At 52.6% G+C, this 15,168-nt stretch carries 14 protein-coding genes; all 14 read right to left on the reverse strand.

Annotation, left to right across the window (positions count from 1 at the left end):
• Positions 1-64: 64 nt before the first annotated feature.
• On the reverse strand, positions 65-1,462 hold the full coding sequence (gene atpD, locus QNK41_RS12110; RefSeq protein ID WP_319257201.1) for a F0F1 ATP synthase subunit beta: 1,398 nt from the start codon (positions 1,460-1,462) through the stop codon (positions 65-67).
• 162 nt (positions 1,463-1,624) lie between these two features.
• Positions 1,625-1,834, reverse strand: a complete 210-nt coding sequence (locus QNK41_RS12115; RefSeq protein WP_319257203.1) for a hypothetical protein — start codon at positions 1,832-1,834, stop codon at positions 1,625-1,627.
• A 141-nt stretch (positions 1,835-1,975) separates the two neighbouring features.
• Positions 1,976-2,998, reverse strand: a complete 1,023-nt coding sequence (locus tag QNK41_RS12120) for a class I fructose-bisphosphate aldolase (protein WP_319257205.1) — start codon at positions 2,996-2,998, stop codon at positions 1,976-1,978.
• A 168-nt stretch (positions 2,999-3,166) separates the two neighbouring features.
• Positions 3,167-3,313, reverse strand: a complete 147-nt coding sequence (locus tag QNK41_RS12125) for a hypothetical protein (protein ID WP_319257207.1) — start codon at positions 3,311-3,313, stop codon at positions 3,167-3,169.
• Between the two features lie 334 nt (positions 3,314-3,647).
• A complete protein-coding gene (locus QNK41_RS12130; RefSeq protein WP_319257209.1) occupies positions 3,648-6,356 on the reverse strand; it encodes a bifunctional acetate--CoA ligase family protein/GNAT family N-acetyltransferase in 2,709 nt (902 codons plus the stop codon).
• A gap of 246 nt (positions 6,357-6,602) precedes the next feature.
• A complete protein-coding gene (locus tag QNK41_RS12135; RefSeq protein ID WP_319257211.1) occupies positions 6,603-6,743 on the reverse strand; it encodes a hypothetical protein in 141 nt (46 codons plus the stop codon).
• A gap of 515 nt (positions 6,744-7,258) precedes the next feature.
• Entirely contained in the window at positions 7,259-7,687 is a 429-nt protein-coding gene (locus QNK41_RS12140; RefSeq protein WP_319257213.1) for a hypothetical protein, read from the reverse strand.
• A 240-nt stretch (positions 7,688-7,927) separates the two neighbouring features.
• A complete protein-coding gene (locus QNK41_RS12145; RefSeq protein WP_319257215.1) occupies positions 7,928-9,184 on the reverse strand; it encodes a toprim domain-containing protein in 1,257 nt (418 codons plus the stop codon).
• Between the two features lie 43 nt (positions 9,185-9,227).
• Positions 9,228-10,505, reverse strand: a complete 1,278-nt coding sequence (clsB, locus tag QNK41_RS12150; protein ID WP_319257217.1) for a cardiolipin synthase ClsB — start codon at positions 10,503-10,505, stop codon at positions 9,228-9,230.
• Between the two features lie 40 nt (positions 10,506-10,545).
• The gene (gene ftsH / locus QNK41_RS12155; protein WP_413815145.1) at positions 10,546-12,393 is read right to left on the reverse strand and encodes an ATP-dependent zinc metalloprotease FtsH; all 1,848 of its coding nucleotides are present in this window, start codon (positions 12,391-12,393) and stop codon (positions 10,546-10,548) included.
• Between the two features lie 131 nt (positions 12,394-12,524).
• Positions 12,525-12,809 (reverse strand): hypothetical protein, encoded by a 285-nt coding sequence (locus tag QNK41_RS12160; RefSeq protein ID WP_319257221.1) that lies wholly within the window; start codon positions 12,807-12,809, stop codon positions 12,525-12,527.
• 47 nt (positions 12,810-12,856) lie between these two features.
• Complete coding sequence (locus QNK41_RS12165; RefSeq protein WP_319257224.1) at positions 12,857-12,997, reverse strand: hypothetical protein; 141 nt, start codon at positions 12,995-12,997, stop codon at positions 12,857-12,859.
• 888 nt (positions 12,998-13,885) lie between these two features.
• On the reverse strand, positions 13,886-14,542 hold the full coding sequence (trhA, locus tag QNK41_RS12170; RefSeq protein WP_319257226.1) for a PAQR family membrane homeostasis protein TrhA: 657 nt from the start codon (positions 14,540-14,542) through the stop codon (positions 13,886-13,888).
• A 126-nt stretch (positions 14,543-14,668) separates the two neighbouring features.
• Positions 14,669-15,168 (reverse strand): MlrC C-terminal domain-containing protein (locus tag QNK41_RS12175; RefSeq protein WP_319257229.1); only part of this gene is annotated, 500 nt, incomplete at its 5' end.

Consider the following 15,168-nt stretch of genomic DNA (forward strand, 5'->3'; position numbering starts at 1 on the left):
CCGCTTGATTTTTATTTTTTTCCGTCGGGCTCTACGCGGCTTTGGCCTGCGATTTTGCTCCAGGTCAGGAGGGCTGAGCTTTGTCCTTTGCCTCGTCGATCGCCCCGATCATATACAGTGCACTCTCTGGATAGTCGTTGAATTCATCAGAGAGGATACGCTCACAGCCGCTCAGTGCGTCTTTTATACCGACGAGTTTGCCTTGCAGCCCGGTAAACTGCTCTGTTGTGAAAAAGGGCTGGGTCAGAAAACGCTCCAACCGGCGGGCGCGGGCGACCACGTTGCGGTCCTCCGGCGATAGCTGCTCCAGGCCGAGCATGGCAATGACGTCCTTGAGTTGCGCGTATTGCGCAAGCGTCCGCCGGATTTCCTGCGCGAGGCGATAATGTCGATCACCGACGATGCCCGGCGTGGTCATTTTGGAACTGGACTGCAACGGGTCGATGGCCGGATAAAGGCCTTCGCTGGCCCGCTTGCGCGAGAGCACGATCGATGCGGAGAGATGCGAGAAGGTGTGCACCGCCGCCGGATCGGTGAAATCGTCTGCCGGCACATACACCGCCAGAATGGAGGTGATGGCCCCGGTATCGGTGTTGGCGATGCGCTCCTCCAAACCAGAGAACTCGGTGCCCATCGTGGGCTGATAGCCCAGACGCGACGGCATCTGCCCCATCAAGCCGGACACTTCCGAGCCGGCCTGGATGAACCGGAAAATATTGTCGATCAGCAGCAGCACATCACGGTGCTCGTCGTCCCGGAAATACTCGGCCATCGTAAGGGCGGCGTGGCCCACGCGGAACCGGCTGCCCGGCGGCTCGTTCATCTGACCGAAGATCATCACCATGTTCGGCAACACGCCGGCTTCCTTCATTTCGCGGTAAAGCTCCTCGCCTTCGCGACACCGTTCGCCGATGCCGCAAAATATGCTTACGCCCTCTTGGTGCCCGATCATGTTGTGGATCATTTCGGTGAGCAAGACCGTCTTGCCCACGCCCGCGCCGCCGAAAAGTCCCGCCTTGCCGCCGCGTTCCAGCGGCATGAGCACATCGATGACCTTGATCCCCGTCTCGAAGATTTCAGACTTGGTGGAACGCCGTGCCAGCGGCGGCGGGGCCCGATGGACGGTACGCCACGCTACGTTCGAAACTTCCCCTTCTCGGTCGATGGCGTTCCCGAACACGTCGAACATGCGCGAGAGAATTCCCTTGCCGACCGGTGCCTTCAACGGCCCGCCCGTGTCTTCCACCGCGATGCCGCGGGCGAGGCCTTGGGTGGGGGTCAGCGCGATACCACGCACGCTATGCGCGTCGAGTTGAGCTAAAACCTCGATGGCAATTTTCCCCTCCTGCGCGTGCAGCAACGAGTAGATGGGCGGCAAATGTGCTTCGAACCTTATATCTACGACACTGCCGCGTACCGAGACCACCACGCCAGGATTCGATAAACCGGCTTTATTGCCCATGCAATATCTCCTTTGGATCTCCTGTAGCACCGAAACAGGGTATTGGTTAAGCTTTCGTATTTGAATTGGCACTTGGCCTCAGCCTCAAGTTCGTGGATGATGCGCAGCAAGCGTCTTCACCAGATCGACTCTGCCTATAGAAAGCAATATATGAAAGAACGATTAACTCCGTTTAACAGAATGTGACAAAGTAGGATTGGTGAGTCGCTCAATAATAGTTGTTGCAAACTGTGCTTCAATGGACATTTTTGTCAAAAGTTCTTCCAGAAATTTTGTTTTTTGATCTGATATTGTATTTCCTTTAATAACGACTTCGGCAGCCAATTCAAAAGCTGTTTTTCTTAACTCAGGCGTTAGTACTTCTATAGCCATTTCCAATTAATCCTTTCACCACCCTTTATTGCGAAGCATCGGGTCTAATACCCCGTCGCTTGCGACGATAAAAAGACCCGATCCTTGGTGATACCCCGCTGCTTGCGGCGGGTTAGTTCATTTACGTATAATTCATGCTGATTATCCAGTTGTTTCCATTGCCCGGGTATACTTTCCGTCGCGAGCTATGCCATTCAACTGGCAGCGTTTCAAGAACGTCTTCTGAGCGGCAGCCATATTGCTTTCCTGACCTTTCCAGGCGGCAAGCACCGGTGCCTGCAGCGCGCGCCCATAAGAGAAGCTGACTTGCCACGGATGCGGGCCCATCATGTTGATGGCGTTCAGGTGGTCAGTGGCGTCTTCCGCACTCTGCCCACCGGACAGGAATACGATTCCAGGGACAGCCGCCGGCACGTAGCGGATCATGCAACGAATCGTGGCCTCGGCAACTTGCTGCACGCTTTCCTGACGCGCGCATTTCATGCCGGCAATAACCATATTCGGCTTTAGCAACATACCCTCGAACAGCACGTGGTGGGCATCAAGCTCGGTGAACACAGCATCGAGAACCCTGGATGTGACAATTTCGCAGCGCTCGATGCCGTGAACACCATCCATGAGTATTTCCGGTTCCACGATCGGCACGATATCCAATTCTTGGCAGAGCGCGGCGTAACGCGCCAATACGTGGGCATTCGCACGAATACCGAACGCGGTAGGAACATCGCGCTCGTTGATCTCAATAACTGCCCGCCACTTCGCAAACTTAGCCCCCATCTGTTTGTACTCAACGAGCCGCTCGCGCAGGCCGTCAAGCCCCTCGGCGATTTTTTCTTCAGGGTACAATGCCAGCGCTTTAGCGCCTTTGTCCACCTTGATCCCTGGAAAAATCCCCCGGTTCGATAGTAGCTCAGCAAAGGGAGTGCCATCTCGAGTGCTTTGGCGCAGCGTTTCGTCGAAGAGAATCACACCACCGACATAGCGTTCAATCCCTTCGGTTGTAAAAAGGATTTCGCGGTACCGCCGACGATTTTCTTCAGTGGACTCGACCTTGATCGAATCGAAGCGCTTTTTGATCGTGGGATTGCTTTCGTCCGCAGCCAGCACCCCCTTATGCTTCGCGACGATTGCTTTTGCTACAGAACTGAGTTTATCGTTGTTCATTCGTAACTCCTCTTCTCGTTTTGTTACTTCATGCAAAATGCTCCGCATAAACGGCCCAAAAAGGCCGGGAAACAAGACATGAAGACCAACAATAATGTTAGCCCCGGCCTTTTTGGTCTGCGCTTATGCGATTGTTCGCAAGCCCTGAATTCTAGTTTTTAATCTGGCTTACTTTTTGGTTTCTTCCTTACTTCCTTTCTTTCCTCCAGTCATCGGACCTTGACCAGGGCTGTTGCTCTTGCCCTTTCCCTTGCCTTTACCATGACCGTCTTTCGGTCCCTGACCTTTGGGTCCAGTTCCATCTTTATTTGGCATGTGAATCACCTCCTTTCTGCTGGCGAACGATAGCGACCGCGAATTTGTCGTCGCCTGAATCCGCTTTGTCGGCTGATCTTAATTATTTTAGACCGGATCGGTAGAACCTTTTTGCGTCAACCACTAAAACGGACATCAATGCCATCACTACGAAATTCTTCCCACAATTGCCGTATAATCTCATTCGCATTATTATCGTCGGCTGCACAGACGCCATTAACGTAATTTTCGGTAGTTCTTTAAACAAAAGCTACATGGCCTTTTTTATTGCTTGGTTGATGAAATAAAATGGATAACTTCTTCGATATCAGGCACCTGAAGCATCTCATGCACCTTAATCCAATCTATGGTCCGATCCTGGCCGATCAAAACGTTTGCTCTTTCCGAAATGGATCACCAGTTCATTGTCTCCGGAATCGGGCTCCCTTTTAGTGTCAAACCCCAGCTTTTTCCCCAGCGCGAGCATGTTCCGGTTCTCATTCAGCACGATACCGTGTACCGATTCAAAACCTTGCTTTTCGGCAATAGACAGGCATTTTTCCAGCAGGTTCCCCCCAATGCCCTTGCCTTGCCAGGTATCACCCACCAGAACGGCAAATTCTCCCGTCTTGCCATCCGGATCGCCAATGATTCTGGCCACCCCAAGCATGCAGTCGGATTCCGAGTCCTCATCGATGGCCACCAGCGCAATCTCCCGATCGTAATCGATCTGGGTGAAGCGGGCCAGCATCTCGGGATTCAGTTCCTTTAACGCGCCGAAGAAACGATAGTAGATTGTCGTCGGCGAAAGCGTCTTGAACAAGGCCGTGAAAAGCGGGGCGTCTTCGGGTTTGACCGGCCGGATAAAAATGCGGCGCCCGTCGACGTTGACCATATGGGATTCATCCTCCTCCGGGTACGGGCCGATCACCAAATGCAGAGAGGAGGGCACCGCAAACGGTGAAACGAGGATGCGGGCATCGACCGCGACGGGATTTCCGTCTTTGATCAGAACGGGATTCATGTCCAGTTCGGCAATTTCGGGGAGATCGATCAAGAGCTCTGAAAGCCGGATTATCATTTCTTCGAGTCGCTCCATATCGGCGGCGGGACGGTTTCGGTACCCTTGCAACAAGGAGTAAGCTTTGGTTTCCTGCATGAGTCGCCGGGCAAGTAATCGGTTCATGGGGGGAAGTCCCAGTGCCCTATCTTTTAGAACTTCCGTGTAAATTCCGCCCATGCCGAACAGGATTACGGGGCCAAAATTGGGATCGCGCTTGGCGCCCAGCAGAATTTCATAATCCGGGTTTGAAAAATAGGGCTGAAGGGTTACGCCCTCGATCCGGGCATCGGGTTTGTATTGCCGGGCCGATGATACGATTTGACGGTAAGCCCCGGCAACATCCGTATCGCCGCGCAGGTCCAGACGAATGCCGCCGGCATCGGTTTTGTGGGTGATGTCCGGTGAGTGAACCTTCATGACCAGTGGGTATCCCATTTCACGGCCGATACGCGAGGCTTGCGCCTCGGTCTCAGCGATTTCCGTCCTGATCACAGGCAGGCCATAGGCTGCGAGTATTTCCTTGGAATCCGTTTCCGGCAGAAATTCCTGAGACGGTGCACCGGCGATCAACTTGCGGGCTTTTTCCTGATCGAAGACCATGTGCCCGGTCATCTTCGGTGGTACTTCCAACAGCATTTCGAGGCTTCTGGTATATTCGACCATATATAAAAACGCCCGAACCGCCCGTTCCGGCGTGTCGTAGGTCGGAATCCCCGCTGCATTCAACACATCGACGGCCGTGGCGATGCGTTTGCCACCCATCCAGCAGGCAAATACCGGAAAACGGCGTTCTTGGACTGCGGCGGCCAGCGTCTCGGCTACGGAAAGGGGATCGGTCAGCGCCTGGGGCGCAAGGATGACCAGCACCCCGTCCAGGTTCTTCGAGTTGAAGCAGATCGCCAGGGCGCGGCCGAACCGTTCCGCGGAAGCATCGCCGAGGATGTCGATGGGGTTGCTTCGGCTCCAGAAGTCCGGCAGGAGGGCATCGAAGGCCTTAAACGTTTCGGGATCAAGGGGCGCGGGCTCCTGACCATAGCGGGCGAGGGTGTCCGTCGCCATCACACCAGGTCCGCCGCCATTGGTGAGGATCGCCAACCGGGGGCCGCGAGGTCGCGGCGGCTTGGCCATCAGTTCCGCGCAGTCGAAGAGCTCTTCGATGGTGTCCACGCGTACGATGCCGGCGCGCTTGAAGGCGGCGTCATAGACCGCATCTTCTCCTGCCATGGCGCCCGTGTGAGAAGCTGCGGCCCTTGCACCGGCGGGGCTTCTGCCGGATTTGAGGACAATGATGGGTTTGATCCGGGAAACGGAACGCGCGGCACTCATGAATTTGCGGAAATTGGTCAGGTTTTCGATATACAACAGAATGCTTTTGGCCGATGGATCATTGCCGAGATAATTGATCATGTCTCCGAAATCGACGTCCAGCATGGAGCCGATGCTGACAAAATGGCTGAAGCCGAGGCGCTCCTTCAAGGCCAGGTCGAGAATCGCCGTGCAGATGGCGCCGCTCTGGGATACAAAGGCCAGATTTCCGGCCACGGGCATCTCGGAGGCAAAGCTGGCGTTGAGGTTTACTGAGGGACGAATAATGCCCATGCAGTTCGGTCCCACGATACGAAGCCCGCCGTCATTGGCGATGTGCCGAATCTTCTCCTCTATCTCCCGGCCCTGTTCACCGACCTCCTTGCCCCCAGCCGAAATGATAACGGCGCCGCCGACCTTTTTTTCGACGCATTCGCCAACGATATCGACAACACTATGAATCGGCGTTGCGATAACCGCCAGGTCCACGCCCGTCTCCAGGACGGAAACCGATTCGAAGCACGCCTGCCCGTGCATGGTTTGGTATTTGGGATTGACCGGCAGCACCGTTCCGGAAAACCCGCCGTCAACTAAATTTCTCATCAACGCGTTGCCGATGGTTCCCGCTTTTTCGCTGGCGCCCACAACCGCAACATGGCGCGGTTTAAAGATGCGGTTCAGATTGTATTGGCTCATCCTTGTCATTCCCTTTTTTAAAAATTCCAATCGTTCATTTTTGCTTTGGAACGCTCACTGATATTGCATGTAAAAAATCATATTTAAGTGGTCTTCTCTTCAATCAGTTTACGTTCCCTGATTTTGCACACCACGGCGGCTCAGCGTCGAAGGCTTTGCTCAGGCGTATCAGACGAGCGTTGGTTATCTCACGGTGATAGGCAGAATAGACCGCGCGTGTGACCAGTTCCGCAATCGTGGACAGAATCACGCTTTTTGATGCGGCAATACCAGTTCTGGCCGCCCTTTCTGTTGTTTTTCGAGCTTTTTTTTTGCTTTCTGCCTGTTTTTGTCATTGCTTTGTTTTTGACTATTTTGCTCGTTTTTTTTGCCGCCCTTGTCGCCCATGATCCTGCTCCTTGTTCGAGGTTCTCTTTCAGACTATCCGGAGGAATTCGCCCGGCATTTTGAAGGTACTCCGGTATGCTTTTTCACACCCAAACTGAGCGATTCAGCTTTCTCGAAGAAGGTCGATTGGTAACGATCACGGTTGGGCACCATCGATGGTTGTATTCAAAAGGTGAAACCCATTGGGTTTGCCGATCTCACCACATCTTCGGCGTTAGATATCGTCGCGCATAGTCCACTATAGCGCGACGACATCTGCCTTGAATCTGCGGCAACCTCGACAATCGCTCAATTTGGGTCACACTAATGGGGGGCAATAGCGATTGAACTGGGGATGTCCTTGCCAACCCAGGCATCACTTAAACCCCTTGATGATTTGCTCAAACTGAACCTGAAGTGCCTTGGCGTGTGGTGTTACCGATTTCATCTTTTGGGATCCAGATCGTCATTACCCGACACACCACGCGAATGTTGGTAATATTCACAGATTTTGTTGGTTGAGAGCGGGATCAGTCTCATGGTTTGCTGAACTCAGCTGCGGCCTTATTAAAGGCGTTTCCCAAATCCTGCATGGCATCATCGATGCCCGATTTCATCTGCTCCCACGCATTTTTGCCGGAAGAACCCAGCTCCTTCAGTTTTTCAGAAACCGCATCTCTTTTTTGACGGAAATCCGTCAATTGTTGCTCAGCCTTCGCCTTGGCATCACCTTCGAGTTTTTCCGCCTGTGCCAGCAGTTGGTCCATATCCTTCTCGTATTCAGCGAGTTTGGTTTCCGTTTCTTCCCGAAAGGACTGCATCTGCTCCTGGGTATAGGTCTTGGTTGCCTCATAAGCTTCCTTGACTTCCTTCTCGACCGCCTCTGTGGAAACTTTTGCGGCCTTGCTCTGGGGCTTCTCCTTCTCGCTGCAGCCCGGCACGATCATCAGGGCCAGCAGCGCCATAATTGACAAAAACCCTTTAACAAGCGTTACGCTTTTCATTTGGATAATCTCCTATATAAAATTATTGCTCGGACCAATTTCATGTCCTCAGTTAGCTTCATAGAACCCACACGAACAAAATGGATAAACGGATCGTTCAACGGTTCAATTAACAAGTGTAGAATCATCCAATATTCACACGCATTCTTTACGGTTGTCCGAAAAAACGTATGCCTCATTGCGCATCGATCTTCAGGTGTTTCAGGGAAAACCCGCTGTGATGGTGCTGACCACCGGTTCCAGCATATCATAAGGGGCCTGACCGTCCGCCAGACCGCCAAGGTAATAGACCCACCCGCCTGTTTTGGCCGCAATCCGTTCGATGCCGTTTCTGCCGAGTTCATCCCAGTCGAAAGCAACAATATAGTGCTCGATGTCGAGGCCTTTGAGAATGGCCGCCGCTTCGGGGGTGAGATAAGAACCCAATGTGGACACCACCACAGCTTTGTCCTGGTCGTGGAGCAGGTTGTAGAAGGCAAAATAATCAAAGATGCCCTCCACCAGGATGATCGTCCGGTACTGCCGGATATAGTGCCTTGCCTTGTCAATGCAATAAAGCCAGCTATTGGCGGAAAGGGGAACTTCTCTGGTCTGGTGCTTGAGCCATCGAACGCCCCTATCGCCAGGGCGTCTGCCGACCATTCCGGTCACGCACGCATCTGCATCATAAATGGGGAACACCATCCGTCCGGCGAAATAATCACCGAAATTTCTTGAAAACAGGTTTTTGCGTTTGAAATCGATCTGCCGGCAATAGTACCCGTATCCCTTGACGGTCGAATCGTTCAAAAATCTGAATAGTCCGCCATTTGAGAATGCATCGAAGGCATCAGCGCCCTTTTCAAGGTGTGGCAAGAAACCGTCTATCAGTGCCCTGCCGTGGTACTGTTCATCGCTGTATGGCGGCACGTAGCCGATGTTGAACTTGCGGACGGTGTCTTTTTCGACACCCCGGCGGGCAAGATAAGCCCAAATGGGCCTGAACCGCTCTTCATTTGACATCAACAGTTCATGGTAGAAGGTGGCGGCATCGTCCAGGGCGGCAACCATCTTCATATCACGTTTTTTCGGTTCGACAAAACCAACCGGTTCATCGGGTTCCGGTGTTTCGTCAGGTTCAGGAATACAGGGGCTGTGGTCATCATTGAACTTAAAATCCGCGACACCCAAATGCTCGGCCCAAAGCTGCTGCGCCCTTCTGAACGGATATTTCTTGCGCAGCATGATCAGGTCGCAAATATCCCAATCGCCCTTACAGGCTCCGAAACAATGGAACCGGACCTCATCATCCTTGTTGACATACACCATGAAACGGTCCTGGGTATCGGCGTGGAACGGGCACAGGGCGCTGTACCGATTTTTCCTGATGCTCGTGAAACGAATACCAAGCAGCGTTTCCGCATAGTGGATCATGGCATCGATGGTCGCTGCCGATTTTATGTTCTGGTAGGTTTCCATTACGGTTCCAGATTGCACATACGGCCACTAAAGTGACGGTTCTTCACGCTGAATGATCCATCGGAACTGCTCGGCCAGGCAGTTTCCCCGGGGCATACCCAGCGATTCCGATCATGAATCGCACCACGCCATAACTTAACCAACTCACCAGACGCAGCTTGATTGATTGCGCTCTCCAGCTGTTCTCACCTATCCGCCGCGCTCCCATCTTGATGGCCTCCTCCAGGCTATTTTTTAATTTGATAGCAAAACTTTCATCGTCAACGACAACATTTGCCTCAAGTGCCAACAGCAGGCTGAAAGGGTCGAGATTTGAAGATCCCACCGTCGCCCAATGTCCATCGATCACGGCAACTTTGGCGTGCAGAAGGCTCTTGTGATATTTATAGATCTCAATGCCTGCATCCAGAAAACTGCCATAGAGGGCATGCGAGGCATAATGCAGCAATGGGTGATCCATCTTTCCCTGCAACAGCAACACCACGCGGACACCGCGCCCGGCGGCGTCTACAAGCGCATGACGGAAATTCGATCCGGGTAAAAAGTAAGCATTGGCAAGTATGATCTCGCACTGTGCCTGCTCGATCGCCCGCAGGTAAGCAGCTTCGATATCACGACGGTGACGAATGTTGTTGCGTACCAAAAAAGCGGCCTGCATCAAGCCCGCGGGTTCGGTTGAAGGCGTGTACCTGTCATTGTCCCAGACCCGGCCGGGACGCAAACGCCAGGCCACACGCGACCATACCCGGCGAGCGGAATCATGAATGGCTTTCACCAGCGGCCCTTGCACGCTTACCGCGTAGTCATAACGTGTCGATGGTTGGCCATGAAAATCCAAACCATCATTAATATTGATGCCGCCGACAAATGCGACCGTCTGGTCCACGACTACAATTTTGCGGTGCAGGCGGCGCAATCTCCGGCGCCGCAGCGTCCAGGGCGAAGTCTTGGGCCGGAATTTCATCACCAATACGCCGGCCGCCTCAAGAGAATCGACCATGGCTTCCGGTAAACCGAATGAGCCGAATCCATCGATCAGCAGGTGGGTTTTTACACCCCGCAAGGCCGCCCGCCTGAGGGCTTCGGCAATGCGCCGCCCGGTCGTGTCATCTTCGAAGATATAGGTTTCCAGATAGATATCATGCATCGCCCGGTCCAGGGCCGCTTCGATCGCCGGGAAATAGGCCTCGCCGTTTTGAAGCAGGGTGATCAGATTATTGGGCACCATATGAGTCACCGCTGGATTGTCCTTTTTCTCAGCTTTCCGGTGACGCTTGCCGAACACGCCGAAGAAAACAGATATTTCCTCACATCCGATCAATATTGGAACGCATAAAATACGCTATTCAATGCCCTTTTTCCTATTCTTCATTTCCGGTAAGGTTGCTGGATGGATGAACTGGCGATGATGATGCCGCTTCGGACGCGGCTGTCGAGAGCATCTGCCTAAGCTCCTCTCCCTGCACGCTTTCTTTTTGCGAAAGAAGACGGGCCAAATCATCCAGGACCATTCGACGCTCCGATAAGATTTTGCGCACGCGCTGATGGGCCTCATCCACAAACCGGGAGACCTCGTCATCGATCTGGGCGGCTTTGGCTTCACTGTATTGTTTTGCGGAAGAGAAACTTTCCGGGAGAAACATCGCCTGGCGCGGGCGTTCGTAGCTCACCAGTCCCAGGCGGTCGCTCATGCCATATTCCGTGACCATGGAGCGGGCGATGTCCGTTGCCCGCTGCAGATCGTTCTGGGCTCCGGTTGAAATTTCGTTGAACACCAGCTCCTCGGCAACACGACCACCCAGGAACACGGCCAGCCGGTCCAGCAATTCCGCGCGGGTCATCAAATAACGGTCCTCGGTGGGCTGCTGCTGGGTATAGCCCAGCGCCGCAATTCCACGCGGAATGATCGATATTTTATGCACGGGGTCGGCGTGATCGACCGACTCGGCAACAATTGCATGTCCGGATTCATGGAAGGCGACAATCTCTTTCTCCTTGGGATTCATCACCCGGTTTTTCTTCTGAAGACCCGCCACCACCCGGTCGATGGCTTCGTCGAAATCCACCAGTTCCACTGTCTCTTGATCATTACGGGCAGCCAGCAACGCGGCTTCATTGATGATGTTGGCCAAGTCTGCGCCCACAAAGCCCGGGGTACGGCCGGCGATCATGCGCAGGTCGACTTCGGGACCCAAGACCACATTTTTAGAGTGAATTTTCAAGATGGCTTCGCGTCCATTGATGTCCGGCCGGTCCACCAGCACCTGCCGGTCAAACCGTCCCGGCCGCAGCAACGCCGGATCGAGAATTTCCGGCCGGTTGGTCGCGGCCATGATGATGACCCCTTTATTCGTTTCGAAACCGTCCATCTCCACCAGGAGCTGGTTAAGTGTCTGTTCGCGTTCGTCATGACCGCCCATCACGTTCATCCCCCGCGCTTTGCCCAGGGCATCCAGTTCATCGATAAAGATGATACAGGGTGCCTGGGCCGTGGCCTGAGAGAAAAGATCGCGAACGCGGGCCGCTCCCACACCGACAAACATCTCCACAAACTCCGAACCGCTGATACTGAAGAACGGTACCTTGGCCTCCCCGGCCACCGCCCTGGCAAGAAGGGTTTTACCGGTTCCCGGCGGACCAACCAGAAGCACCCCCTTGGGAATTCTTCCCCCCAGTTTCTGGGATTTTTCCGGGGTGCTTAAAAATTCGACCACTTCCTGGAGCTCTTCTTTGGCTTCGTCGATGCCGGCGGCATCAGCAAAGGTGACCTTGGTCTCGCTCTCGGCGAATATCTTGGCCTTGCTCTTGCTGAAGGACATCACCCCCATGCCCGGTCCCATCTTTTTCATGGCAAATCGCCAGACCAAGTAAAAAAAGCCCAAAGGGAGAACCCAGGAAAGAAGACTGCCGATAAATTTATTTTCGTATTGTCCGGAATAACTGATGTTGCGTTCATCCAGTTCCTTCGCCAGACCCGGATCGTCCACCCTAATGGTCTTGAAAGCTTGACCGGTGGAACCCCTCAGCGTTCCGGTAATATTTTCAGGTCCGATGATCAATTTGCCCACGGTCCCGTCGGCAATGGATTGTTTAAATTGACTGTACGGAATCGTCTCCACTTTTGAAGAAACGAAAAACTGTTGTGCATAAGAAAGAAAAAGCATGGCCAACAGAAAATACCAGATGCTTAAACGCTTCTTGGGCGGCAGCGTGTTATTATTCTTCGGATGATCACCGAAACCAAAGAGGCCTCGTAGCTTTTCCGTCAGATTAGCGATGGGATCTTTATTTCCATTGGATGCCATATTCATTTTCTCGTCTTTAATTTGGCGGCGTCTGCTCAATCACCGGAGATATATTTTTTCAACGCTCCCATGGCCTTGGTAATTTCCTGGATCGCCTCATGCATGCCCTCGGCACCATGGTCTTTTTGGGATGCACCTTTTTTTTCGATCTTGTCCTGAACTGCTGATTTGATCTTTTTCAGGTGTTGCGCATGTGTTTCAACCTGCAGGCGATGCTCCTCTTCCATGTTTTTAACGGCATCGGCTTCAATCCGTTTGACCAGTTCATCGGCCTCGGCCATTAATTGTTTGATATCCTTGGGTTCTAAATATTCCGGCATGATGTGTCCTTTAATAGATGGTTCGGTTGTTCACTCAACTGCCGTTGTTATTGAGCACCGGCAACAATTGTCAATCCCTTGCCGTGGCATCGCGCGATGATAGCGGCAGTCGATTTTCGCTGGACCGCCATGGCGCTGAGAAAAGCCATATCGGCCCAGGCAAGATCGTCATCGGTTAGATCGTCCACGTTCACGTCCACAAGGCGCAAAGACCATGTCGCCGGTAAGAGGGCCGCGACCGTGATCAACCCAAGCGGGGGGAAGGCCGCCTTTTTCCCAATGGACCGCAACGCATACGAAAACGACCAAAACGTATCTGGAAACGCTGGGTATATGAGAAGAATGTTCATTGGGTGAGATAGCTTTGCCGAAGGGAGATTACGACCTGTTGCGCGATTTATTCAAAGCCTTTCTCAAAAGCAGTCCACGAGTTTTTCAGCCCCTGCTTGATATTTTTCAAGGCGCCCTCGCTATCTTTTTGAACCTCCTTCAATTTGTCAAAGTCAGTGTTCCACTTGTCGAGCAGATATTTAAGGTTTTCTCTATATTGGTTTCTCTCACGCATTGGGTTTCAAATCCTTTCGTCAAATAGTTTGTTGTCAAAAGTGACAGTAAAAAAGTGGCGGAAGGTCCCATTTCCTGACCAAACGCGTTCAACGCCAATAAAAAAAATCATCGCCAACGCGGGAATTATTGATACCCTGTAAAAAATTTGATTTCTCATTTCAGGTTCTCCTTGATAAACAATGGCGCGATCAAATTTTCATCGCCCTTAGCTCGAATGGAAGATGTATGCCGGCGTTGGTGTGGGGTCCACGGGAACCCTTGTGCTGCCATCCACTGCTTCATGTGGGTTCAATCTTTGTGCCAGACATCTAAAGCTAAGGGTGATATCACCCATTATACTGGTTTATTAATTTATTTAATTGGTTAGCGCCATCTGGGACAGCAATGTACTGGCATATAAAAGGGTCTTATTTAACCAATGGTCAAATATGACCCTTTTTAGGCGGTCTGGAAGTTATGGGGGCAAATGGTGGTGGCAGGTTGTAATTGGGATGGGAATTGGTTGATCGTCAGGCCGCATACCAAAGGACTAAGAAATAATGACATGTGGTGCCCGCGATTACAAATAGATGCCAGATCAGGTGACCATAAGGTATCCGCGAATCGGTTGCGAAAAAGGCGACACCAGCGGTGTAGGACAGGCCTCCCGCTATCAATAGGAACAGGCCAGCAGCGGGCATGCTGGAAAATAAGGGCTTTACCGCAATCACGAGCAGCCACCCCATCAGCAGATAAAGGCAGGTGGAAAGTATGGGATGGGCGGTTTTATAGAATGCCTTCAGCACTACCCCGGTTATGGCGAGACCCCAAATAAGGCCGAAGAGCGTCCAGCCCAATGCACCGCGGAGTATACCAAGGGTTAATGGCGTGTAGGTGCCGGCAATAAGGATAAAGATCGCGGAATGCTCGATGATCCGAAAACAGCGTTTGGCTTTGCCTATTGGCCACGCATGGTAGAGCGTTGAGGCAAGATAGAGAAGAATCATGGACGCGGAGAAAATACTCGTACCGACAATGAATCCGGTATCACCGTACCTTACTGCATGCAGGACTATAAATGGCGTTCCGACCAGCGCGCCCACAAGCCCGGTGCCGTGGCTGATGCTGTTGGCGATTTCTTCGCCTTGCGACTGAATACGCTTCGGGTTTGAAAGGACTGCCTGCACCTTAGTTCCATGGCCCCAGTGACCATATATGCCAATTAGTGTGATCGCTTCTTTTGCCGTATAGGTGCGGATATTGACAATTTTGTTGTTTTTATAGTACTCATCTTATCTGCATTAAGGCAAATTTTAACAATTCCCCAAAAAATAATTATGACGACGCTTATAAGCAATCCAGTTTTCCGCCGAATCAAGAGGGAAAATCGGTCTTGGTACATGGCGATAGGGCAGTCGGTTGTAACGCGGGGTGCAAAGGGCGCCGCTGTCACAAACAATCACTTGGCCTGCAATCGGCTCGAATGCAGCCCGGAAGTGTTGCATCGATTTTAACGCCACGACATGCTTGTTCTGCGGGTCGATACCAAAGGCTTTAAATTGCTGTAAATCTAGTATTTGGCGGGCATTGGTGACCACCAATATCTCAATACCACCAACCCGTAGAACAGCACAGGGGCCGAAACTGCCCTCAAGCCCATGAAGCATTGAACCATCGCCGGTGAAATGCCCGTCGCTGATAGAAACAAGTTCGCCCTCAACGGCGAGTGGCCCACCACCAAAGCGTGGATCGGTCTTGCCGCCCAGCGCAATGTAAACCCGTTCACCAACATCAGCCGCATGCAACTCCTGCG

Source organism: Desulfosarcina sp., from assembly GCF_033791525.1.
GTDB lineage: Bacteria > Desulfobacterota > Desulfobacteria > Desulfobacterales > Desulfosarcinaceae > Desulfosarcina.